The 20,930-nt window shown below is 72.0% G+C and carries 20 protein-coding genes and 1 tRNA gene; 8 read left to right on the top strand and 13 right to left on the bottom strand.

Annotation, left to right across the window (positions count from 1 at the left end):
- Position 1: 1 nt before the first annotated feature.
- From thrC to argS, 4 genes are read right to left on the bottom strand one after another with little or no spacing between them, the layout of a single operon-like run.
- A complete protein-coding gene (gene thrC / locus AC4BGE_RS10615; RefSeq protein ID WP_490569077.1) occupies positions 2 to 1,069 on the bottom strand; it encodes a threonine synthase in 1,068 nt (355 codons plus the stop codon).
- Positions 1,066 to 2,358, bottom strand: a complete 1,293-nt coding sequence (locus tag AC4BGE_RS10610) for a homoserine dehydrogenase (RefSeq protein WP_490569078.1) — start codon at positions 2,356 to 2,358, stop codon at positions 1,066 to 1,068. Before AC4BGE_RS10610 ends, thrC begins: the two co-directional genes overlap by 4 nt.
- Positions 2,355 to 3,758: a diaminopimelate decarboxylase gene (gene lysA / locus AC4BGE_RS10605; RefSeq protein WP_490575259.1), complete on the bottom strand. Its 1,404-nt coding sequence runs from the start codon at positions 3,756 to 3,758 to the stop codon at positions 2,355 to 2,357. The genes AC4BGE_RS10610 and lysA overlap by 4 nt, the downstream gene beginning before the upstream one ends.
- A complete protein-coding gene (gene argS / locus AC4BGE_RS10600) occupies positions 3,755 to 5,434 on the bottom strand; it encodes an arginine--tRNA ligase (protein ID WP_490569080.1) in 1,680 nt (559 codons plus the stop codon). Before argS ends, lysA begins: the two co-directional genes overlap by 4 nt.
- Before the next feature lie 84 nt (positions 5,435 to 5,518).
- Here argS and AC4BGE_RS10595 point away from each other — a divergent pair.
- Positions 5,519 to 5,591, top strand: a tRNA-Arg gene (locus AC4BGE_RS10595).
- A gap of 67 nt (positions 5,592 to 5,658) precedes the next feature.
- Here the strand turns inward: AC4BGE_RS10595 and AC4BGE_RS10590 are convergent.
- A complete protein-coding gene (locus AC4BGE_RS10590) occupies positions 5,659 to 6,582 on the bottom strand; it encodes an LCP family protein (protein WP_490575258.1) in 924 nt (307 codons plus the stop codon).
- Positions 6,579 to 7,181 (bottom strand): hypothetical protein, encoded by a 603-nt coding sequence (locus AC4BGE_RS10585; protein WP_490575257.1) that lies wholly within the window; start codon positions 7,179 to 7,181, stop codon positions 6,579 to 6,581. The genes AC4BGE_RS10590 and AC4BGE_RS10585 overlap by 4 nt, the downstream gene beginning before the upstream one ends.
- Before the next feature lie 149 nt (positions 7,182 to 7,330).
- Between AC4BGE_RS10585 and AC4BGE_RS10580 the strand changes: the two genes are divergently transcribed.
- Genes AC4BGE_RS10580 through AC4BGE_RS10570 form a run of 3 tightly spaced genes read left to right on the top strand, consistent with a single transcriptional unit; the run spans position 7,331 to position 11,894 of the window.
- Entirely contained in the window at positions 7,331 to 11,116 is a 3,786-nt protein-coding gene (locus AC4BGE_RS10580; RefSeq protein ID WP_490569083.1) for a multifunctional oxoglutarate decarboxylase/oxoglutarate dehydrogenase thiamine pyrophosphate-binding subunit/dihydrolipoyllysine-residue succinyltransferase subunit, read from the top strand.
- A 4-nt stretch (positions 11,117 to 11,120) separates the two neighbouring features.
- A complete protein-coding gene (locus tag AC4BGE_RS10575; protein ID WP_490569084.1) occupies positions 11,121 to 11,297 on the top strand; it encodes a DUF6104 family protein in 177 nt (58 codons plus the stop codon).
- A 15-nt stretch (positions 11,298 to 11,312) separates the two neighbouring features.
- Positions 11,313 to 11,894: an acetoacetate decarboxylase family protein gene (locus AC4BGE_RS10570; RefSeq protein WP_490575256.1), complete on the top strand. Its 582-nt coding sequence runs from the start codon at positions 11,313 to 11,315 to the stop codon at positions 11,892 to 11,894.
- Positions 11,895 to 11,936: 42 nt separating this feature from the next.
- Here the strand turns inward: AC4BGE_RS10570 and gdhA are convergent, their stop codons facing one another.
- The 5 genes from gdhA to AC4BGE_RS10545 form a co-directional block, all read right to left on the bottom strand.
- Positions 11,937 to 13,286 carry an NADP-specific glutamate dehydrogenase gene (gene gdhA / locus AC4BGE_RS10565; RefSeq protein WP_490569086.1) on the bottom strand — a complete coding sequence of 450 codons (1,350 nt, stop codon included), beginning with the start codon at positions 13,284 to 13,286 and terminating at the stop codon, positions 11,937 to 11,939.
- A 56-nt stretch (positions 13,287 to 13,342) separates the two neighbouring features.
- Positions 13,343 to 14,056, bottom strand: a complete 714-nt coding sequence (locus AC4BGE_RS10560; RefSeq protein WP_490569087.1) for an SDR family oxidoreductase — start codon at positions 14,054 to 14,056, stop codon at positions 13,343 to 13,345.
- Positions 14,053 to 15,030, bottom strand: a complete 978-nt coding sequence (locus tag AC4BGE_RS10555) for a zinc-binding dehydrogenase (RefSeq protein ID WP_490575255.1) — start codon at positions 15,028 to 15,030, stop codon at positions 14,053 to 14,055. The genes AC4BGE_RS10560 and AC4BGE_RS10555 overlap by 4 nt, the downstream gene beginning before the upstream one ends.
- 86 nt (positions 15,031 to 15,116) lie before the next feature.
- Positions 15,117 to 16,304, bottom strand: a complete 1,188-nt coding sequence (locus AC4BGE_RS10550) for an NAD(P)-dependent malic enzyme (protein ID WP_490575254.1) — start codon at positions 16,302 to 16,304, stop codon at positions 15,117 to 15,119.
- 79 nt (positions 16,305 to 16,383) lie between these two features.
- Positions 16,384 to 16,764, bottom strand: a complete 381-nt coding sequence (locus AC4BGE_RS10545; protein WP_490575253.1) for a S24 family peptidase — start codon at positions 16,762 to 16,764, stop codon at positions 16,384 to 16,386.
- A gap of 66 nt (positions 16,765 to 16,830) precedes the next feature.
- Here AC4BGE_RS10545 and sodN point away from each other — a divergent pair, with 66 nt between their 5' ends.
- From sodN to AC4BGE_RS10530, 3 genes are all read left to right on the top strand, one after another.
- Positions 16,831 to 17,232 (top strand): superoxide dismutase, Ni, encoded by a 402-nt coding sequence (gene sodN, locus AC4BGE_RS10540; protein WP_490569091.1) that lies wholly within the window; start codon positions 16,831 to 16,833, stop codon positions 17,230 to 17,232.
- Between the two features lie 95 nt (positions 17,233 to 17,327).
- On the top strand, positions 17,328 to 17,732 hold the full coding sequence (locus AC4BGE_RS10535) for an ATP-binding protein (RefSeq protein ID WP_490575252.1): 405 nt from the start codon (positions 17,328 to 17,330) through the stop codon (positions 17,730 to 17,732).
- A 1-nt stretch (position 17,733) separates the two neighbouring features.
- On the top strand, positions 17,734 to 18,534 hold the full coding sequence (locus AC4BGE_RS10530; protein ID WP_490569093.1) for an RNA polymerase sigma factor SigF: 801 nt from the start codon (positions 17,734 to 17,736) through the stop codon (positions 18,532 to 18,534).
- A 31-nt stretch (positions 18,535 to 18,565) separates the two neighbouring features.
- Here AC4BGE_RS10530 and AC4BGE_RS10525 read toward each other — a convergent pair whose 3' ends face one another.
- On the bottom strand, positions 18,566 to 18,967 hold the full coding sequence (locus AC4BGE_RS10525) for a hypothetical protein (protein ID WP_490569094.1): 402 nt from the start codon (positions 18,965 to 18,967) through the stop codon (positions 18,566 to 18,568).
- A 190-nt stretch (positions 18,968 to 19,157) separates the two neighbouring features.
- Between AC4BGE_RS10525 and AC4BGE_RS10520 the strand changes: the two genes are divergently transcribed.
- Positions 19,158 to 19,409, top strand: a complete 252-nt coding sequence (locus AC4BGE_RS10520; RefSeq protein ID WP_011755173.1) for a WhiB family transcriptional regulator — start codon at positions 19,158 to 19,160, stop codon at positions 19,407 to 19,409.
- Between the two features lie 21 nt (positions 19,410 to 19,430).
- Here AC4BGE_RS10520 and AC4BGE_RS10515 read toward each other — a convergent pair whose 3' ends face one another.
- Positions 19,431 to 20,915, bottom strand: coding sequence for a sensor histidine kinase (locus tag AC4BGE_RS10515; RefSeq protein ID WP_490569095.1), 1,485 nt, complete (start codon positions 20,913 to 20,915; stop codon positions 19,431 to 19,433).
- Positions 20,916 to 20,930 lie beyond the last annotated feature (15 nt).

The following is a 20,930-nucleotide window of genomic DNA, read 5'->3' as shown; positions in this document are numbered from 1 at the left end:
CTCAGGCCAGCCCGGCCGCCGAGGCGGCCGCCAGCACGTCGGCGTCGACCACCGTGTCGACGACCGGGCCGAGGCCCTCCAGGGCGGTGTCGGTGTCCTTGAGACCGTGACCGGTCACCGTCACCACCACCGTCTGGCCGGCGTAGGACTCACCCTGCTCCAGCTCCTGGAGCATCCCGGCCACGCCGACCGCCGAGGCGGGCTCGACGAAGACGCCGTCGCGGCGCGCGAGCTCGCGCTGGGCGCTGAGGATCTGCTCGTCGCTCAGCGAGGCGAAGCGGCCGCCCGACTCCTCGGCCGCGGCGACGGCGAGCTTCCAGGAGGCGGGGTTCCCGATCCGGATGGCGGTCGCCCGGGTCTCCGGGAAGGGGAACGGCCGGCCGGTCACCAGAGGCGCCGCCCCCTCCGCCTGGAAGGCGCGCATCACGGGCTTCTTGGTGGTGCGGCCGAGCTCGGCGTACTGGCGGTAGCCGAGCCAGTAGGCGGAGATGTTGCCCGCGTTGCCCACCGGCAGCAGGTGCACGTCGGGGGCGTCCCCCAGCCGGTCGACGACCTCGAAGGCGGCGGTCTTCTGCCCCTCCAGCCGCACCGGGTTGACCGAGTTGACCAGGGCGACGGGGTACTGCTCGGCGAGTCCGCGCGAGATCGTGAGGCAGTCGTCGAAGTTGCCGCGCACCATGATGACCTGGGCACCGTGCATGATCGCCTGCGCCATCTTCCCGGCCGAGATCTTGCCCTCGGGGACCAGGACCAGCGGCTTGAGGCCTGCCTTGGCGGCATAGGCGGCCATCGAGGCCGAGGTGTTGCCGGTGGAGGCGCAGACGACAGCCTCCGCGCCCTCGTGCTTGGCCACGGAGATGGCGGTGGTCATGCCGCGGTCCTTGAAGGAGCCGGTGGGGTTGTCACCCTCGACCTTGAGCCAGACCTGGCCGCCGGTGAGCCCGGAGAGCCACTGCGAGTCGACCAGCGCGGTCCCGCCCTCGCCCAGGGTGACGGCCGGCGTCCCCTCCGGGATGTCGAGCAGGTCCCGGTACTCCTCGATCACGCCTCGCCACTGATGGGCACTCACTCAGCTTCCCCTTCCACCCGCATCACCGAGGTGACCTCACGAACGACCGACATCTGGCTGAGCTGGTCCACGGTCGCGGCCAGCTGGGCGTCCGTGGCCTGGTGCGAGACGACGACCAGCTGGGCGTCTGCGCCCCGGCCCTCCTGCCGCACGGTCTGGATCGACACGCCGTGCTCGGCGAAGGCGTGCGCGACGTCGGCGAGCACGCCGGCGCGGTCCTCGACGTCGATCGCGACGTGGTAGCGGGTGCGGGTCTCCCCCATCGGCCGCACCACGCGCGCGGCGTAGGCGGACTCCCCGGCGCCGTTGGCGCCGGCCAGCCGGTGGCGGCCCACCGTCACCAGGTCACCGAGCACCGCCGAGGCGGTCGGCGAGCCGCCCGCCCCAGGACCGTAGAACATGAGCTGACCGGCGGCCTCGCACTCCACGAAGACCGCGTTGTAGGCCTCGCGCACGCTGGCCAGCGGGTGGGAGCGCGGGATCATCGCGGGGTGCACCCGCACCGCGACCTCGTCGTCGACGAGCTCGGCGATCGCCAGCAGCTTGACCACCGCGCCCATGTCGCGGGCGGAGGCGACGTCGGCGGCGGTGACCTCGGAGATCCCCTCGCGGTGCACGTCGGCCGCGGTCACCCGGGTGTGGAAGGCCAGGCTCGCCAGGATGGCCGCCTTGGCGGCCGCGTCGAAGCCCTCGACGTCGGCGGTCGGGTCCGCCTCGGCGTAGCCGAGGTCCTGGGCCTCCTCGAGCGCCTCGGCGAAGCCGGCCCCGGAGGTGTCCATCTTGTCGAGGATGAAGTTGGTGGTGCCGTTGACGATGCCCAGCACCCGGGTGACCCGGTCGCCGGCCAGCGACTCGCGCAGCGGACGGACGATCGGGATCGCGGCGGCCACCGCGGCCTCGTAGTAGAGGTCGCGCCCCGCCTTGCCCGCGGCCTCGAAGAGGGTCGGACCGTCCTCGGCGAGCAGCGCCTTGTTGGCCGTCACCACCGAGGCACCGTTCTCGAGGGCGCGCAGGATCAGCGACCGGGCGGGCTCGATCCCGCCGATCACCTCCACCACGACGTCGATGTCGCCGCGGCTGACCAGGCCCTCGGCGTCATCGGTCAGCAGCCCCTCGGGCGGCTCCACGTCGCGGGGTGCGTCGAGGCGCCGCACCGCGATCCCGACCAGCTCGACGCGGGCACCGACCCGCGCCTGGAGGTCGTCGGCCTGCTCGATCAGCAGCCGGGCCACCTGGGCACCCACCGAGCCGTAGCCCAGCAGTGCCACCTTCAGCCGCTTGTCGCTCATGCCCCACCCACGTCGGTTGCCAACAGATCGTCCTCAGTCTCACGTCGTACGACGACGCGGGAGGCGCCGTCTCGGACCGCGACCACCGGGGGTCGCAGGGCATGGTTGTAGTTGGAGGCCAGGGAGCGGCAGTAGGCGCCGGTCGCCGGGACCGCCAGCAGGTCGCCGGGGACCACGTCGGCGGGCAGGAACTCGTCCTTGACCACGACGTCCCCGGCCTCGCAGTGCTTGCCCACCACCCGGGAGAGCCGGCCCGGGGCCGCGGAGTCGCGGCCGGCCAGCGTGCAGGAGTAGTCGGCGTCGTAGAGCGCGGTGCGGATGTTGTCGCTCATCCCCCCGTCGACGCTGACGTAGGTGCGCCGGGCACCGCCGTCGAGGGCGACGTCCTTGACCGTGCCGACCGTGTAGAGGGTGCACATGGCCGGCCCGACGATCGCGCGGCCGGGCTCGATCGAGAGGCGCGGGACCCCGATCCCGAGGGCGCGGCACTCGTGGGCCACGATCTCGAGCAGCTCCCGGGCCAGCCGCGAGGGCTCGGCCGGGTCGTCCTGCGTGGTGTAGGCGATGCCGAAGCCGCCGCCCAGGTCCATCTCGGGCATGGTCACCCCGAGCTCCTCGGCCACCCGCGCGTGCAGCGCCAGGACCCGGCGGGCCGCGACCTCGAAGCCGGAGGAGTCGAAGATCTGGCTGCCGATGTGGGAGTGCAGCCCCAGCAGCGCCAGACCGGGGGCGGCCTGGACCCGGCGGACCGCCTCGAGCGCGTCGCCGGAGGTGATCGAGAAGCCGAACTTCTGGTCCTCGTGGGCGGTCGCGATGTACTCGTGGGTGTGGGCCTCCACCCCGGCGGTCACCCGGACCATGACCGGCACCGGGCGGGAGGCCTCGGCGCTCAGCGCGGTCAGCCGGTCGACCTCGTCGAAGGAGTCGATGATGATCCGGCCGACCCCGAGCTCGATCGCCCGCGCCAACTCGGCCGACGTCTTGTTGTTGCCGTGGTAGCCCACCCTGGCCATGTCGAATCCGGCCCGCTCGGCGACCAGCAGCTCGCCGGCGCTGCACACGTCGAGGTTCAGGCCCTCCGCGGCGACCCAGCGCGCCACCGCGGTGCTCAGGAACGCCTTGCCGGCGTAGAAGACGTCGAAGCCTTCGAACGCCTCGCGGAAGGCCCGGGCCCGGGCCCGGAAGTCGGCCTCGTCCAGCACGTAGGCCGGGGTTCCGTGCTCGGCCGCCAGCTCGTCCATCCGGACGCCGCCCACCTCCAGCACGCCGTCGACCTTGCGTGCGGTGCTCGACCACAGGTGGGGCACGAGGGCGTTGGGGTCCTCGGGCCGGCGCAGCCACGACGGGCCGCGCATGGCACCCGACGCGTGGGCCCACCCCGCCTCGTGGGTGGTGCTCACATCCGCTCCGGTGCCGAGACCCCGAGCATCCCCAGGCCGTTGGCCAGCACCGTCCGGGTGGCCGAGACCAGCACCAGCCGAGCGGTGTTGAGGTCGGTCACCGGCTCGTCGCCCTGGGGCAGCATCCGGCACTCGCGGGCGTCGTACCACTTGTTGAAGACCGAGGTGGTGTCCTCCAGGTAGCGGGCGACGCGGTGCGGCTCGCGCAGCTCGGCGGCGCTGGCCACCACCCGGGGGAACTCGGCGAGGGCGCGCAGCAGCCGGCCCTCGAGCTCGTGGGAGAGCAGCGCCGGGTCGAAGCCGGTGGACAGGTCCTCGGGGACAGCCATGCCCAGGTCGGCGGCGTTCTCCATCATCCGGCAGGTCCGGGCGTGCCCGTACTGGACGTAGTAGACGGGGTTGTCGTTGGACGCCCGGGTGATCTCGGCGACGTCGAGGGTGAGCGGGCTGTCGGCCGGGTAGCGCGCCAGCGAGTAGCGCAGGGCGTCGACGCCGATCTCGTCGACCAGCTCGGTGAGCGTCACCATGGTGCCGGCCCGCTTGGAGAGGCGCAGCTCCTCGCCGTTGCGCAGGATCTTGACCAGCTGGCCGATCATCACGTCCAGCGTCTGCTCGGGGTCGTCGCCGACGCAGGCGGCCATCGCCCTGAGCCGGTTGACGTAGCCGTGGTGGTCGGCGCCCAGCAGGTAGAGGCAGCGGTCGAACCCGCGCGCCCGCTTGTTGAGGTAGTAGGCGGTGTCCGAGGCGAAGTAGGTGAGCTCCCCGTCGGACTTGATGAGCACCCGGTCCTTGTCGTCGCCGAAGTCGGTGGTCCGCATCCACAGCGCGCCGCCCTCCTCGTAGACGTGCCCCAGGCCCTTGAGCCGGGCCAACGTCTGGGGCACCTCGCCGCCGTCGTGCAGGGAGAGCTCGGAGAACCACACGTCGAAGTGCGTGTTGATCGCGTCGAGCTGCTCCTGCTGCTCCTTGAGCTGCAGCTCGTAGCCCTTGGTACGGACGGCGGCCAGCCGCTCGTCGGCGGGCAGGTCGAAGATCCCGGGGCTGGCCTCGCCCACCCGCCGGGCGAGGTCCTGGATGTAGGCGCCGGCGTAGCCGTCCTGGGGGGTCGGCTCGCCGAGCGCCGCGGCGATGATCGAGGCCGCGAAGTGGTTCATCTGGACACCGCGGTCGTTGATGTAGAACTCGCGGGTGACCTCCGCCCCGGCCGCGGCGAGCACCCGGGCGATCGCGTCGCCCAGCACCGCCCAGCGGGTGTGGCCGAGGTGGAGGGGTCCGGTGGGGTTGGCCGAGATGAACTCGACGTTGATCTTGCGGCCGGCCAGCGTCCGGCTGCCGCCGTAGGCCTCGCCTGCGGCGACGACGTCGGCCGCGACCTGGCCCTGGGCGCCGGCCTCGACGGTGATGTTGAGGAAACCGGGGCCCGCCACCTCGACGCCCGCCACGCCCTCGGCGGTGCGCAGGCGCTCGGCGAGCAGCTCACCGAAGGGCCGAGGGGCGGTGCCGGCCTTCTTGGCCAGCTGGAGGGCCACGTTGGTGGAGTAGTCGCCGTGTCCCTTCTGGCGGGGACGCTCCACAGTGACCGTGGCCGGGAGGCCGTCAGGCAGCGTTACCGCGCCGTCGGTCACCAGGGACTCGAGGGCGGTCAGGATCGTGGTGGAGAGCTGGTCGGGGGTCACCCTTCAAGCGTATCCGCGGGTGTCGGTTTCCGCTGCGGCAGGTTGGGAAGGTAGTCTCCCCTCTCGCGTCGTCGTTGACGCACTGCCTCCGTAGCTCAGGGGATAGAGCACTGGTTTCCGGTACCAGGTGCCGCAGGTTCGAATCCTGCCGGAGGCACACACGCAGAGCCCCGACCGCACGCGGCCGGGGCTCTCGTCATGTCGGCGTCGGTCGCCGACGCCCGTCAGCAGCGGCGCAGCGTCGCGTCCCGGCGGGCCTCGGCCCCCCAGCGCCGCGCGGTCGCCACGTCGGGGAAGACCACGCTGGCCGAGCCGGCGAACCCGACCCGACCCGGCACCACGCAGGTGGTGATCGACCGGGACCGGACCTGGGCGACGGCCTGGGCGAGGCGGAAGAGCTCGACCGGAGAGGCATCGGTGTCGGTGTGCTCGAGCACCGTCATCACCCCCCGCTCCAGGAAGCCGGGGCGGTCCTTGGCCGCGACGATCCTGGCGTGGATCCCGCGCAGGGTGCGCTGCTGGTTGGCCGAGCGCCCGAAGTCGCCGTCGGGCAGCCCCTTGCGGATGCGGCTGAAGGCCATCGCGTCGTAGCCCCCGAGCCGGATCCGCCCGCGGGCGAACCCCTCCCGCTTCAGGTCCGGGTCGGCGAAGCGGCGGGGGTTGTCCACGGTGATCCCCCCGATGTCGTCGACCATGTCCTCGAAGAACGGGAAGCGGGTGACCATCACGTAGTCGGCCTCGATGCCGGTCAGCCCGCGCATGGTGGCCGCCATCAGCTGCGGGCCGCCGTAGACGAGCCCGGCGTTGATCCGGGTGCGGCCGTGCCCGGGGACGTCGACCCACGCGTCCCGGGGCACCCCGATGGCGGTCGCGGCCCCGGTGCGCGCGTTGAGCCCCACCAGCTGGATCGCGTCGGCGCGGCTGCGGGTCATCGACTGGCCGGGCCGCGCGTCCGAGCCCAGGGCCAGGATCCAGACCACGTCGGGGGTCAGGTCGACGCCCTGGGTGCGGCGGACCTCGACCAGGCTCACCTCGGTGGGCGCGACCGAGGAGTCGGGCACCACCAGTCCCAGCACCGCCAGGGCGACGCCGAGGACCAGGACGCGCAGCGCACCGGCGCAGCGGCGCAGCGGACGGGAGGCTCTCATCGCTTCCCCCTGGAGAGGTCGTAGGCAAAGATGCGCCACCGGTCGCGCCCCTGCCCGCCCACGGGTGTCAGGGCCAGCCGGCCGCGCACCGAGACCTTCTTGGCGACCTCGCCCGAGGTGTGCAGGTCGAGCGTGAGCCGGGCGGTGACGCCGGCCGGGCGGCCGCCGGGGGCGAGCACGACGTAGCGGACCGCGCGCTTGGTGACCCGCACCCCGTCGATCCGCTCCGAGATGCCCGCCAGCGACCTCATCCCTGCGTCGCGCCGGGCGCGCCGGGCCGCACCCGGTGTGAAGCCCTCCCAGGCTCCGGTGATCTCCCGGGGGAAGGTGCCGCCGACGAACGCCGCGTCGAGCCAGCCGTCGACCACCTCAGCCACCTGGTCGACCAGCCTCTGACGGGCCGGGCGCGGCAGCCGCCCCACGACCTGTCCGAGGAGGTGCTTGGTCGGCACGGGGACGCTCTGGGCCGACGGCGAGGCGGCCGGCGGAGCGGGCGAGGCCCCGGCGCCGGGCGCGTCCGGCTCGCCCGTGCAGGCGGTCAGGCCGAGCAGCAGCGCGAGCGGCACAGCGGCACGGCGGGGCAGGGAACGGGCGGGCACGGCAGCCTTCTCCAGGTCGGGGACGAGTACGGCGTACCGACCAGCCTGCCGCAAGAGGACCCATGCCCTGCATTTGTCGGGCGGGGGGTCTAGCCTTGACGGCGACTCACCCATAACCGCGCGCTTACCCGGAAGAGGCGAACCAAGCCGTGCCGCAGTCCCCCACCTCTGACCAGTCCTCCAACTCCTCGACGGACGCCGACTTCGGCGCCAACGAGTGGCTGGTCCAGGAGATGTACGAGCAGTACCGGAAGGACCCGGCCAGCGTCGGATCCGCCTGGGCCGACTACTTCAAGGAGCACTCGGGGGCCGACGGCACGAACGCCTCGGCACCGCGGGTGGAGCAGGCTGCCGCCAAGCCGGCTGCGGCACAGCAGTCCGCCCCCCAGGCAGCGCCCTCGGGCCAGCAGGCACAGCAGACGCAGCAGCCGGTCAAGCAGGCGAGCACACCCACCCCGAAGGCGAAGCCGCGCCCCGCCGCGGCGGCGGCCGAGCCCGCGACCGGCACCGACCGGCCGGTGGCCAAGGATGCCCGTCCGGCCGCGCCCGCCGAGGTCAAGGACGAGCCCAGCTACACCGTGCTGCGCGGCGCGCCCGCGCGCACTGCCCAGAACATGGACGCCTCGCTCACCGTCCCGACCGCGACCTCGGTCCGCTCGGTCCCGGTCAAGCTGCTGTGGGACAACCGCACGGTCATCAACAACCACCTCGCCCGCGCCCGCGGCGGCAAGGTCTCCTTCACCCACATCATCGGCTACGCCATGGTCCAGGCGGTCAAGGCGATGCCGGAGATGAACGTCGGCTTCGACGTCGTCGACGGCAAGCCCAACCTGATCACCCCGGCGCACATCAACCTCGGCCTGGCGATCGACGTGCCCAAGAAGGACGGCAGCCGCCAGCTCCTGGTGCCCTCCATCAAGGGTGCCGAGACGATGGACTTCGCCGGCTTCTGGACCGCCTACGAGGAGGTCGTGCGCAAGGCCCGCGACGGCAAGCTCGGCGTCGCGGACTTCCAGGGGACGACCATCTCCCTGACCAACCCCGGCGGCATCGGCACCAGCCACTCGGTCCCGCGGCTGATGAAGGGCCAGGGCGCCATCATCGGCGTGGGCGCCATGGAGTACCCGCCGGAGTGGCAGGGCGCCTCCGCCGAGGCGATCGCGCGCAACGCCATCAGCAAGGTGATGACCCTCACCTCCACCTACGACCACCGGGTGATCCAGGGGGCACAGTCGGGCGAGTTCCTCAAGCGCCTGCACGCCCTGCTGCTGGGCGAGGGCGGCTTCTACGACGACATCTTCCGCTCGCTGCGGATCCCCTACGAGCCGATCCGGTGGGCCGCGGACATCGCGACCAACCACGACGAGGACATCAGCAAGCAGGCCCGGATCCTGGAGCTGATCCACGCCTACCGGGTGCGCGGCCACATGATGGCCGACACCGACCCGCTGGAGTACCGCCAGCGCTCGCACCCCGACCTGGAGATCGAGTCGCACGGGCTGACCCTGTGGGACCTCGACCGCGAGTTCGCGACCGGGTCCTTCGGCGGCGAGGGCCGGCGCTTCATGAAGCTGCGCGACATCCTGGGGATCCTGCGCGACTCCTACTGCCGCACCATCGGCATCGAGTACATGCACATCATGGACCCGGAGCAGCGCGCCTGGATCCAGCAGCGCGTCGAGCAGCCGCACACCAAGACGCCCCGCGAGGAGCAGCTGCGCATCCTGCTCAAGCTCAACCAGGCCGAGGCGTTCGAGACCTTCCTGCAGACCAAGTTCGTGGGCCAGAAGCGCTTCTCCCTCGAGGGCGGCGAGACCACGATCCCGCTGGTCGACGAGATCTGCGAGGCGGCCGCCGAGGCCTCCCTCAGCGAGGTCGCCATCGGGATGGCCCACCGCGGGCGGCTCAACCTGCTGGCCAACATCGTCGGCAAGAGCTACTCCCAGATCTTCCGCGAGTTCGAGGGCAACATCGACCCGCGCACCGTCCAGGGATCCGGCGACGTGAAGTACCACCTCGGCGCGGAGGGCGAGTTCGTCTCCGGGCGCGGCGACACCATCAAGGTCTCGGTCGCGGCCAACCCCTCGCACCTCGAGGCGGTCGACCCCGTCCTGGAGGGCATCGCGCGGGCCAAGCAGGACGTCCTGGACCGCGGCGCCGAGTACCCCGTGCTCCCGCTGCTGGTGCACGGCGATGCCGCCTTCGCCGGCCAGGGCGTGGTGGCCGAGACGCTCAACCTCTCCCAGCTGCGCGGCTACCGCACCGGCGGCACCATCCACGTCGTGGTCAACAACCAGGTGGGGTTCACCACCTCGCCCGGCTCGTCGCGCTCCTCCCTCTACGCCACCGACGTGGCCCGGATGGTCCAGGCCCCGATCTTCCACGTCAACGGCGACGACCCCGAGGCCTGCATCCGGGTGGCGCGGCTCGCCTTCGAGTACCGCCAGGCGTTCAACAAGGACGTCGTGATCGACCTGGTCTGCTACCGCCGGCGCGGTCACAACGAGGGCGACGACCCGTCGTACACCCAGCCGCTGATGTATGACCTCATCGAGCAGAAGCGCTCGGTGCGCAAGCTCTACACCGAGTCCCTGATCGGCCGCGGCGACATCACCCTGGAGGAGGCCGAGCAGGTCCTGCGCGACTACCAGCAGCAGCTGGAGCGGGTCTTCACCGAGGTGCGCGAGGCGACCGCCCAGCCATCGGAGTGGACCACCGTGCCCGACTACCCGGAGAAGTCCGCCGGAACCCGCGGGACCGCCATCTCCTCGGAGGTCCTCAAGCGGATCTCGGACGCCTACATCACCCCGCCGGAGGGCTTCACGGTCCACCCCAAGGTGATGCCGCAGCTGCAGCGGCGGGCCGCCGCGATCACCGACGGCCCCATCGACTGGGGCACCGGCGAGATCCTCGCCTTCGGCTCGCTGCTCATGGAGGGCCGCCCGGTCCGCCTGGCCGGCCAGGACTCGCGCCGAGGCACCTTCGTCCAGCGGTTCGCGACCATCATCGACCGCAAGAACGCCGACGAGTGGACGCCGCTGACCAACCTCAGCGAGGACCAGGCGAAGTTCTACGTCTACGACTCGCTGCTCTCCGAGTACGCCGCCCTCGGCTTCGAGTACGGCTACTCGGTGGCCCGCCCGGACGCCCTGGTGCTGTGGGAGGCCCAGTTCGGCGACTTCGTCAACGGTGCCCAGACGGTCATCGACGAGTTCATCTCCGCGGGTGAGACCAAGTGGCGCCAGCAGTCCGGCGTCGTCCTGCTCCTCCCCCACGGCTACGAGGGTCAGGGACCGGACCACTCCTCGGCCCGCATCGAGCGCTTCCTGACGATGTGCGCCGAGGACGCGATGGTGGTGGCACAGCCCTCCACCCCCGCCTCCCACTTCCACCTGCTGCGCAGCCACTCCCTGGGCGAGGAGCACCGGCCGCTGGTCGTCTTCACCCCGAAGTCGATGCTCAAGCGCAAGGAGGCCGCCTCCCAGCCGAGCGACTTCACCGAGGGGACGTCCTTCCGGCCCTTCATCGGCGACGACGAGGCCGACGCCTCGCAGGTCGAGACGCTCCTGCTCTGCTCGGGCCGGATCACCTGGGACCTGGTCGTGGAGCGGCGCAAGCGCGAGGACGGCGCCAAGTTCGCCATCGGCCGGGTGGAGCAGCTCTACCCCCGCCCGACCGAGGAGATCAAGGCCGAGATCGCCAGGTACCCCCACCTCAAGACGGTGCGGTGGGTGCAGGACGAGCCGCGCAACATGGGCCCCTGGCCGCACTACGCGCTCAACGTCTGGGAGGAGCTCGGCATCAAGGTGGAGCCGGTCACCCGCCCCGCCTCCGCCTCGCCGTCGGTCGGCACCCTCAAGCGGCACACGGAGGAGCAGAAGAACCTGCTCGGCCAGGCGTTCGCCTCCCCGACTGCGCCCGCCAACGACTACTGAGCCGATGTACTTCACCGATCGGGGCATCGAGGAGCTGGAGCGACGCCGGGGTGACGAGGAGGTCACCCTGGCGTGGCTCGCCGACCGGTTGCAGCAGTTCACCGACATCCACCCCGAGTTCGAGACGGCGGTGGAGCGGTTCGCCACCTGGCTGGCCCGCGAGGACGACCCCGAGGACTGAGGAGGAGCCCGGCCGATGGCCTTCCCGTCTCCGCCCTGGCACCTGAGGGGCCACCTGTGGGGCTCGCTCTTCCGTGCCCGGCCGCCGGGCGAGCCGGCCGGGCTCTTCGCCGTGGCCTTCGTGGAGTACCGGCCCGGGGGCACCCTCGACTACTCCGAGCTGCTGGTGGCGCGCCGGGCCGACGAGGGTGGTCTGGCGCTGCGGGTCCGCGACCTGTGGGTGGACTCCGAGGTCTCGCGCGAAGGAGGTCGGGCCCTGTGGGACCTGCCCAAGGAGCTGGCGACCTTCAGCCACTCGCGCGGTGGCCTCGGCCCGCTCGACCGGACCTTCTGGGCCGCCGCGCAGGGCCGGGCCCCACTGGCCACGGCGGAGTTCCTCGACACCTCGGCCCTCTCGCTGCGCGGGCCGCTGCGGGGCCGCACCAGCCAACCGGCGCTCACCGCGGGCACCCGCTCGGCCACCATCAGGGGGTCCGCGCGCGCGATCCCCTGCCTGGCCCACTGGTCCTTCGACGCTCGGGGCCCGCTCGGCTGGCTGGCCGAGCGGCCGCCACTGCTGTCGTGGCGGCTCCGCGACTTCGCCGTCACCTTCGAGTGAGCGGCCCGCCGGTCCGCCGACGGTCCTCGTACGCAGCCGGGCTCAGATGACGCCCATCGCCAGCATCGCGTCCGCGACCTGGCAGAAGCCGGAGATGTTCGCCCCGGCCACGTAGTCGCCGGGCACGCCGTACTCGTCGGCGGTCTCGACGCACTGCAGGTGGATGCCGGCCATGATGTCGGCCAGCCGCTCCTCGGTGTGCTCGAAGGTCCAGCGGTCGCGCGAGGCGTTCTGCTGCATCTCCAGGGCACTGGTGGCCACTCCCCCGGCGTTCGCGGCCTTGCCGGGGGCGAAGAGCACCCCGGCGGAGCGCAGCAGGTCCAGCGCCGCGGGCGTGGTCGGCATGTTGGCACCCTCGGCCACCACCTGCACGCCGTGGCGCACCAGGGTCCTGGCGCCCTCCTCGGGGAGCTCGTTCTGGGTGGCGCACGGCAGCGCCACGTCGCACGGGACGTCCCAGATGGACCCGTCGGCCACGTGGTGCACCTTCGGCCCGCGCAGCTCGGCGTACTCACTGACCCGGCCCCGGCGCCCCTCCTTGATCTCCCGGAGCAGCGGGACGTCGATGCCGGCCTCGTCCACCACGTAGCCGCCGGAGTCCGAGACCGCCACCACGGTGCCGCCGAGCTGGTGGACCTTCTGGACCGCGTAGATCGCCACGTTGCCGGAGCCCGAGACGACCACGCGCTTGCCGTCGAAGGAGGAGCCGCGGGCGCGCAGCATCTCGTCGACGAAGAAGACCGTGCCGTAGCCGGTCGCCTCGGTCCGCGCCTTGGAGCCGCCCCAGGTGATGCCCTTGCCGGTGAGCACTCCCGACTCGTAGCGGTTGGTGATCCGCTTGTACTGACCGAAGAGGTAGCCGATCTCGCGGCCGCCCACCCCGGTGTCACCGGCCGGGACGTCGGTGTACTCGCCCAGGTGCCGGTAGAGCTCGGTCATGAAGGACTGGCAGAAGCGCATCACCTCACCCTCGGAGCGGCCCTTGGGGTCGAAGTCCGAGCCGCCCTTGCCGCCGCCGATCGGCATGCCGGTGAGCGCGTTCTTGAAGACCTGCTCGAAGCCCAGGAACTTCACGATGCCCAGGTAGACACTGGGGTGGAAGCGAAGCCCGCCCTTGTAGGGCCCGAGCGCGGAGTTGAACTCGACCCGGAACCCGCGGTTGGTCCGGACCGTGCCCTGGTCGTCGACCCAGGGCACCCGGAAGATGATCTGGCGCTCAGGCTCGCAGATGCGCTCGATGATCGAGGCCTCGACGTACTCGGGTCGCTTCACCACGACCGGGCTCAGGCTCTCCAGGACCTCGTGCACGGCCTGGTGGAACTCGAGCTCTCCCTGGTTGCGGTGCAGGACCTCGGCATAGACGGGCTGAAGTGCGGGGTGGAGGGTGCTCACGGGGGTTCCTCTGTTCACGGGTCGGCTGCAGAGCGCAGCCCTGTCGGGCGTCGGCCTCAGGCCGGGGGATGCCTCGGCGCCGCGCGGAGGGTCAGGTCCGGGATCGTCGCGTCGGCGGGCAGGTCCAGCACGTGGCGGATCGACTCCGCCACCGATTCGGCGCTCAGGAACGCGGACGGATCGTACTTGCGTCCCTCCTGCCGATGCACCAGCTCCTGCATGGGGGTGGCGGTGCGGCTCGGGTAGACCGAGGTCACCCGCACCCCGTGGGGGGCCTCCTCGGCGCGGACCGCGTCGGCGAACGCCCGCAGTCCTGCCTTGGAGGCCGCGTAGGCCGCCCAGTGCGGGTTGACCGACTGCACGGCCGTGGAGTTGACCAGGACGATGGTGCCGCGGGCGGCACGCAGCGCGGGCAGGACCGCGCGGGTCAGGCGCGCGGGGGCGTTCAGGTTGACCTGGAGCTGCTCCTGCCAGGCGTCGGCGTTGAGCGTGGCCACGGGGCCGAGGTGGACGACGCCCGCGCAGTGCACCAGGGAGTCGAGCGACTCCATCTCGGCCAGCACGGAGCCCGCCGTCGCCACCGCTTCGGGCCGGGCCAGGTCGACGACGTGGCAAGCGTGCCCGGGCAGCGCGGCCTGCATCTCGTCGGCGCGCCGGTGGGTGCGGGCCAGCATCACCAGGCGGTCGCCCCGCGCCGCCAGCAGGCGCGCCAGCGCCAGGCCGATGCCGGACCCGGCCCCGGTGAGCAGGTGTGTGCGCGGCGCGGTCATCGCGTGAGCACCACCTTGCCGAAGACCTCGCCCCTGCTCAGCGCCGCGAACGCGTCGTGCGCCTTCTCCATCGGCATCGTCCGGTCGATCAGCGGCCGGGTGCCGGTGGCGTCGAGCATCGCCACCAGCGAGGCCAGCTCGGCGCGGTTCCCCATGGTGGAGCCGATCACCTGCAGCTGGAGGAAGAAGATCCGGGTGAGCTCGGAGTCGTCGAGCTGGGGTCCGCTGGTGGTGCCGCTGATCACGATCTTGCCGCCGGGACGCAGCGCGCGCACCGAGTGCGACCACGTCGCGCGTCCCACGGTCTCCATCACCGCGTCGACCTTGTGCGGCAGCCGCGCGCCGGACTCGAAGACCTCGTGGGCCCCGATCTCGAGCGCGCGCGCCCTCTTGGCCTCGTCGCGGGAGGTGGCCAGCACCCGGAGCCCACCGGCCCGGGCGAGGGTGATCAGCGCGGTGGCGACGCCGCCGCCGGCGCCCTGGACGAGCACGGAGTCCCCGGCCTTGAGCCCGCCCTGGGTGAAGAGCATGCGGTAGGCGGTCAGCCAGGCTGTGGGGAGGCAGGCGGCCTCCTCGAAGGAGAGCGAGGCGGGCTTGGGCACCACGTTGCGGCGCGGCACGACCACCTTGTCGGCGAACGTGCCCTGGTGCCGCTCGGAGAGCAGGGAGCGGCGCGGGTCGAGGGTCTCGTCACCGCTCCAGTCGGGGTCGCTGACCACCGCGTGGACGACGACCTCGTTGCCGTCCTCGTCGTGGCCGGCGGCGTCGCAGCCCAGGATCATCGGGAGGGCCTCCTCGCGCAGGCCCACTCCCTGCAGGGACCACAGGTCGTGGTGGTTGAGGGAGGCCGCCCTGACCGTGACGGTCGTCCAGCCCTCGGGCGCGACGGGGTCGGGACGCTCCCCCACCACGAGTCCGGCCAGCGGATCGGCCGCGTCACGAGGCGCGAAGGAGTCGGCATACACGGCGAACATGCCACGAGGCTATCCCTCACCCCCGCCCGGGCCCTCGCCAGCCCGGGCGACGGACCCCGCCCCGCCGAGTGGGGCGGGGTCGAGGCTCAGCGCCGGGCGACTCCGTCGCGGCGGGCGGCAGCGGCCACCGCGGCCGAGACGGCCGGCCCCACCCGAGGGTCGAAGGGCGACGGGATCACGAAGTCGGCGGCGAGGTCGTCGCCGACCAGCTCGGCCAGCGCCTCGGCGGCGGCCAGCTTCATGCCCTCGGTGATCGCTGTGGCGTGCACGTCGAAGGCGCCCCGGAAGATGCCGGGGAAGGCGAGCACGTTGTTGATCTGGTTGGGGAAGTCCGAGCGGCCGGTGGCCACGACCCTCGCGTGCCGGTGGGCGACCTCCGGGTGGACCTCGGGGTGCGGGTTGGCGAGACCGAAGATGATGGCGTCGTCGGCCATGGTGGCCACCACCTCCTCGGGCACGGTGCCGCCGGAGACACCGATGTAGACGTCGGCTCCGCGCATCACCTCCGCGAGGGTGCCGCTGCGCCCGACACGGTCGGCGGTGTCGCGGGCCAACGCCGCCTTGACCGGGGTCAGGTCGGCACGCTGGGAGTTGAGCACGCCCTGCCGGTCCACGATGGCCAGGTCCTCCAGGCCGGCCTCCAGCAGGATCCGGGCGACCGCGACGCCGGCCGCGCCGGCGCCCGAGATCACCACCCGGGTCCCGGCGGGGGTCCGGCCGGTGAGGCGGAGCGCGTTGGTCAGCGCGGCCAGCGCCACCACCGCCGTGCCGTGCTGGTCGTCGTGGAACACCGGGATGTCCAGGAGCTCCTTGAGACGGTCCTCGATCTCGAAGCAGCGGGGGGCCGAGATGTCCTCGAGGTTGATCCCGCCGAAGCTCGGCGCGAGCCGGGCCACGGTCTCGATGATCTCCTCCACGTCGGTGGTCGCCAGCGCGATCGGCACCGCGTCGACGCCGCCGAACTGCTTGAACAGGACCGCCTTGCCCTCCATCACGGGCATCGCCGCGCCGGGGCCGATGTCGCCGAGTCCGAGGACCGCGGTGCCGTCGGTGACGACGGCCACGGTGTTGGGGACCCAGGTGTAGTGCTGGGTCATGGTGGGATCCTCGGCGATCGCCTCGCAGACGCGAGCCACCCCGGGGGTGTAGGCCAGGGCGAGCGCGTCGGGGCCGTCGAGCTCGACGGTCGAGACCGTCTCCAGCTTGCCGCCTACGTGGAGGTCGAACACCGGATCGCCGAGGAACGGGTGGGCCGGATCGGGTGTGTCAACCATGGCGCCGATTCTTCCACGGCCCCTCCGGGCATCGATGACCGTGTCCGCCAGGCCCCTCCCGGACGGCCTCGCACGCCGCTCAGGCCTGGCCCTGGCGGGGCCGGCGCCACCAGCGAGGACGGGGCCAGGCCCGGGCCAGCACCACGGCGTGCACGGCGGCGTCGGCCACCGGCCCCCGGTGGCGGGAGTCGACGCCGACGGCGGGGTCCTCGCTGAGCAGCCACCACCCGGGAGAGCCGTCGCGCAGGGCGCGGCGCGAGTGCGCCCGCTTCACCACCAGGGTGCCGTCGGCGAGCGTGGCGAGCACCAGGTCGCCCGGCCGCGGCACGACGCCGTACCTGACCACGAGCCGGTCGCCCGGTCGCAGCAGGGGAAGCATCGAGGCGCCACGCACCCGGGCCAGGCCGACCGCATGACCACGTCCCGACGGGGTACCACCCCACTGACCGGCACCGCTCACGCGAGTAGTGTCGCAGTCAACCATCACGACTGCTGCACCACTGAGCACGACCGAGAGGAACGTTTGATGTTCTCCCGCTTCATCGCCCCCACCGTCGATGCCTCGGCGCACTGCGACCTGCCCTGCGGCGTCTACGACCCGGCACAGGCTCGCATCGAGGCCGAGTCGATCAAGCAGATCATCGCCAAGGTCGCCGACAACGCCGACCCGGACTTCCGCACCCGCGCCATCCTGATCAAGGAGCAGCGCTCCGAGCTGGTCAAGCACCACCTGTGGGTGCTGTGGACCGACTACTTCAAGCCCCCGCACTTCGAGAAGTACCCGCAGCTGCACAGCCTCATCAACGAGGCGACCAAGCTGGCCGGCGCGTCCGGCACCAAGGGCGAGCTCGACGCGGACAAGGCGGACCAGCTGCTGTCCAAGATCGACGAGATCGCGGACATCTTCTGGGAGACCAAGAAGGCCTGACCCGGTTCAGACCACTTGTGGGGCGGCTCGTCCTCCGGACGGGCCGCCCCACTAAGGTCTGTGCAGGTTCGACGATCGAGGACGGTATTACGACGATGAGTGACAGCAGTGCCGCTCGCAAGGCCGATGTCGAGCTCAGGCTGCCCGCCGACGGCGCCTTCGCCTCCGTGCTGCGCACCACCACCGCCGGGCTCGCCGCCCGGCTCGACTTCACCCTCGACGACATCGAGGATCTCCGGATCGCGGTGGGCGAGGCCAGCGCGATGGTGCTGCCGGAGGCCGACGAGGCTTCGGACCTGACCTGCCGGTTCTACCTCGAGCCGCACTCGATGGCGATCGAGCTCTCGGTCCAGTGCGACAACCCCCCGGAGTCGGACACCGACTCCTTCGCCTGGCAGGTGCTCAGCACCCTGGCCGGCGAGACCAAGGTCCTCACCCAGGACGACCTGCTCACCGTGCGGCTCTCGATGGCCTCGAGCATAGGCGAGGCCGACATCTGAGATGGCCGTGGAGATCGGGGACTCCGACGCGGTGCAGCCGACAGCTCTCGAGCTGACGCGTCGACGCAGCGCGGAGCTCTTCGTCCAGCTGCGCGCCGCCGAGCCGGCCTCGGCGCTCGCCGTCGTCTCCCGCGACGAGCTGGTCCACCTGCACCTGGCCCTCGTCGAGCACTGCGCACGCCGCTTCCGCAACCGGGGCGAGCCCTTCGAGGACCTCGTCCAGGTCGGCACCATCGGGCTGCTCAAGGCGATCGACCGGTTCGAGACAGACCGCGGCGTGGAGTTCTCCACCTATGCCACCCCCACCATCATCGGCGAGATCAAGCGGCACTTCCGGGACAAGGGATGGGCCATCCGGGTGCCGCGGCGGCTGCAGGAGCTGCGGATGCAGATCGCCTCCACCACCGGCGAGCTCAGCCAGTCCCTCGGCCGCTCCCCCACGCCCCGCGAGCTGGCCGAGGCGATCGGCTGCTCCGTCGAGGAGATCGTGGAGGGGATCGAGTCCTCCAACGCCTACGCGACGCTCTCGCTCGACGCGGGCGACGACCACGACGAGGGGCCCTCGATCCTCGACGCCCTGGGCGTCGACGACACCAACCTGGAGCACGTCGAGATCCGCGAGTCGATCAAGCCCTTGCTGGAGGGCCTGGGAGCCCGGGAGAAGAAGATCCTCCTGCTCCGCTTCTTCAAGAACATGACCCAGTCCCAGATCGCCACCGAGATCGGGGTCTCCCAGATGCACGTCTCGCGCCTGCTCAGCCGGACCCTGGACCAGCTGCGCGCCTCGCTCGAGTCGGACTGACGCAGCTCCTCGGGCCCTCGTCGGGTCCTCGTCAGACCCGGCGCTCGGCGTCCTGCTCGGCGTCGGGGTCCAGGGCGCGGAGGCTGGCGGGGTGGAACGTCCCGGCGAGCACGGCGAGCGCCACCACGGCCAGCGCTGCGGCGAGCACCGGGTTCCCGGCGAACCAGCTCCACGCCACCCCCAGCTGGATGAGCTGGGCGAGCACCAGGGGGCTGCGTCCCCAGGTCTCGCGACGCCAGGTGCCCCGGGCGCAGGCCAGCAGCCCGACGCCGTACCCGGCGAAGAAGACGGTGGTGGTCAGCCCCATGACGAGGCGACCGGTGTCCAGGGAGAGCAGCTCAAGCACGGCGAGCGCCAGCATCACCACGGCCTCGAGGCCGACGAGCAGCAGGGCGAGCACGAGCGGGAGTGGCGGTGGAAGGAAGTTCTTCACCCTGTTCACTGTAGTTGTGACCGATGTGACGTCGGCAAAGGGTTGTGCGACGGCAGATCTCTTGCGAGTCTTGGAGGCGCGCTTGCCACGGCGTTCCTTGCCGTGCAGCCCCGAGCCCTTTTGCCCCCGCGACTTGAAGACTCTCGATTCGTCGCAACCCCCGAACCCAAGGAATGAGGAACCCTCAGCCATGGATTGGCGCCACCGCTCTGCCTGCCTCGACGAGGACCCCGAGCTGTTCTTCCCGATCGGCAACACGGGCCCGGCGATCCTCCAGATCGAGGAGGCCAAGCAGGTGTGCCGGCGGTGCGAGGTCCGCGAGCAGTGCCTGGCGTGGGCGCTCGAGGCCGGCCAGGACCACGGCGTCTGGGGCGGCCTCAGCGAGGACGAGCGACGCGCCCTCAAGCGGCGCAACGCCCGCGCCCGCGTGCGCACCGCCTGAGCGACCGCCCGCGCCCGGGGCTCACCCGGCCGGGAACACGTCGACCGGGACGTCGACGACCACCCGGGTCCCGCGGTCCCGCCCGGGGCCGATCGTGAGCTGTCCCCCCAGCTCGGATTCCACCAGGGTGCGCACGATCGAGAGCCCCAGGTTGGTGGAGAAGTCCAGGTCGAATCCCGGGGGCAGGCCCCGGCCGTCGTCGGAGACCACCAGGTGCAACCGCCCCACGCCGGCGCGGGCCTCCACCGCGATGACCCCCTCGGCGGCGTCGTCCTCGCCGTAGCCGTGCTCGACCGCGTTCTGGAGCACCTCGGTGAGCACCATCGCCAACGGCGTCGCCACCTCCGAGGCCAGAGCGCCGAAGGACCCCCGGCGCTCCACCCGTACCCGCTCGCCGGCCACGCTCACGTCGGTCACCATCCGCCCCAGCCGGTCCGCGATCTCGTCGAAGTCGACGCTCTCCTCCACCGCCTGGCTCAGCGTCTCGTGGACGATGGCGATCGAGCCGACCCGGCGTACCGCCTCCTCGAGCGCGGAGCGGGCCTCGGGCTGCTCGATCCGGCGGGCCTGCAGGCGCAGCAGGGCCGCGACCGTCTGCAGGTTGTTCTTCACCCGGTGGTGGATCTCGCGGATGGTGGCGTCCTTGGTGACCAGCTCGCGCTCGCGGCGGCGCAGGTCGGTGACGTCGCGCAGCAGGACCAACGCGCCGATGTGCTCCCCGCGCGGGCGTAGCGGCACCGCGCGCACCACCACCGACACGTGGTCGGTGACGAGCTCGGTGTCCCGGTGGGCCCGCCCTCCCAGGACCGCGCTGATGATCTCCTCGTCCGGCCTGCGGCGCGGCGGCACCAGGCTGCGGGTGAGGTCGGCCAGCACCACGCCGGCGAGGTCGCCGGTCAGGCCGAGCCGCCGGTAGACCGACAACGCGTTGGGGCTGGCGTAGGTCACCCGGCCGGAGGCGTCGACCCGGAGGAACCCGTCCCCGACGCGCGGGGCGTCCACGTCGTCGCTGCGCTGGCCGGTGTGCGGGAAGTGGCCCCGCGCGATCATCTGGGTCAGGTCCGAGGCGGTCTCCAGGTAGGCCAGCTCCAGCCGGCTCGGGGTCCTGACCCCGAGCAGGTTGGTGTTGCGGGCGATCACCGCGATCACCCGCTCGGCGCGGCGCACCGGGATCGTCTCGACCCGCACCGGGACGTCGTCGCGCCACTCCGGGTCGCCCTCGCGGACCAGCCGCCCCTGCTCCAGGGCCATGTCCAGCATCCGCCGCCGCCCGGCCGGGACGAAGGTGCCGACGACGTCGTCGACCAGCGCCGTGGGTCCGGTGGTGGGCCGAATCTGTCCGCCGGCCCAGAACCCCCGGCCCTCCCGGTCGGGCAGCCAGAGCACCAGGTCGGCGAAGGAGAGGTCGGCGATGATCTGCCAGTCGGCCATCAGCAGCGAGAGCCAGGTGACGTCGTCGGCGTCGAGGTCGGTGTGGGCGCGCACCAGTTCGGTCAGCGAAGGCACCGAGTCAGCCTAGGC

Source organism: Nocardioides sp. Z50_6 (genome assembly GCF_058215755.1).
Note: the sequence above shows the minus strand (reverse complement) of the source record. Positions and strands in the feature narration are given on the sequence as shown.

Bases quoted from the DNA above. Each gene is read 5' to 3' on its own strand.
- AC4BGE_RS10590 (WP_490575258.1), bottom strand. From the start codon at position 6,582: ATGAGAGCCTCCCGTCCGCTGCGCCGCTGCGCCGGTGCGCTGCGCGTC.
- AC4BGE_RS10560 (WP_490569087.1), bottom strand. From the start codon at position 14,056: ATGACCGCGCCGCGCACACACCTGCTCACCGGGGCCGGGTCCGGCATC.
- AC4BGE_RS10520 (WP_011755173.1), top strand. From the start codon at position 19,158: ATGGATTGGCGCCACCGCTCTGCCTGCCTCGACGAGGACCCCGAGCTG.
- AC4BGE_RS10610 (WP_490569078.1), bottom strand. From the start codon at position 2,358: ATGAGCGACAAGCGGCTGAAGGTGGCACTGCTGGGCTACGGCTCGGTG.
- AC4BGE_RS10555 (WP_490575255.1), bottom strand. From the start codon at position 15,030: ATGTTCGCCGTGTATGCCGACTCCTTCGCGCCTCGTGACGCGGCCGAT.
- sodN (WP_490569091.1), top strand. From the start codon at position 16,831: ATGTTCTCCCGCTTCATCGCCCCCACCGTCGATGCCTCGGCGCACTGC.
- AC4BGE_RS10550 (WP_490575254.1), bottom strand. From the start codon at position 16,304: ATGGTTGACACACCCGATCCGGCCCACCCGTTCCTCGGCGATCCGGTG.
- AC4BGE_RS10575 (WP_490569084.1), top strand. From the start codon at position 11,121: ATGTACTTCACCGATCGGGGCATCGAGGAGCTGGAGCGACGCCGGGGT.
- AC4BGE_RS10530 (WP_490569093.1), top strand. From the start codon at position 17,734: ATGGCCGTGGAGATCGGGGACTCCGACGCGGTGCAGCCGACAGCTCTC.
- AC4BGE_RS10535 (WP_490575252.1), top strand. From the start codon at position 17,328: ATGAGTGACAGCAGTGCCGCTCGCAAGGCCGATGTCGAGCTCAGGCTG.
- AC4BGE_RS10570 (WP_490575256.1), top strand. From the start codon at position 11,313: ATGGCCTTCCCGTCTCCGCCCTGGCACCTGAGGGGCCACCTGTGGGGC.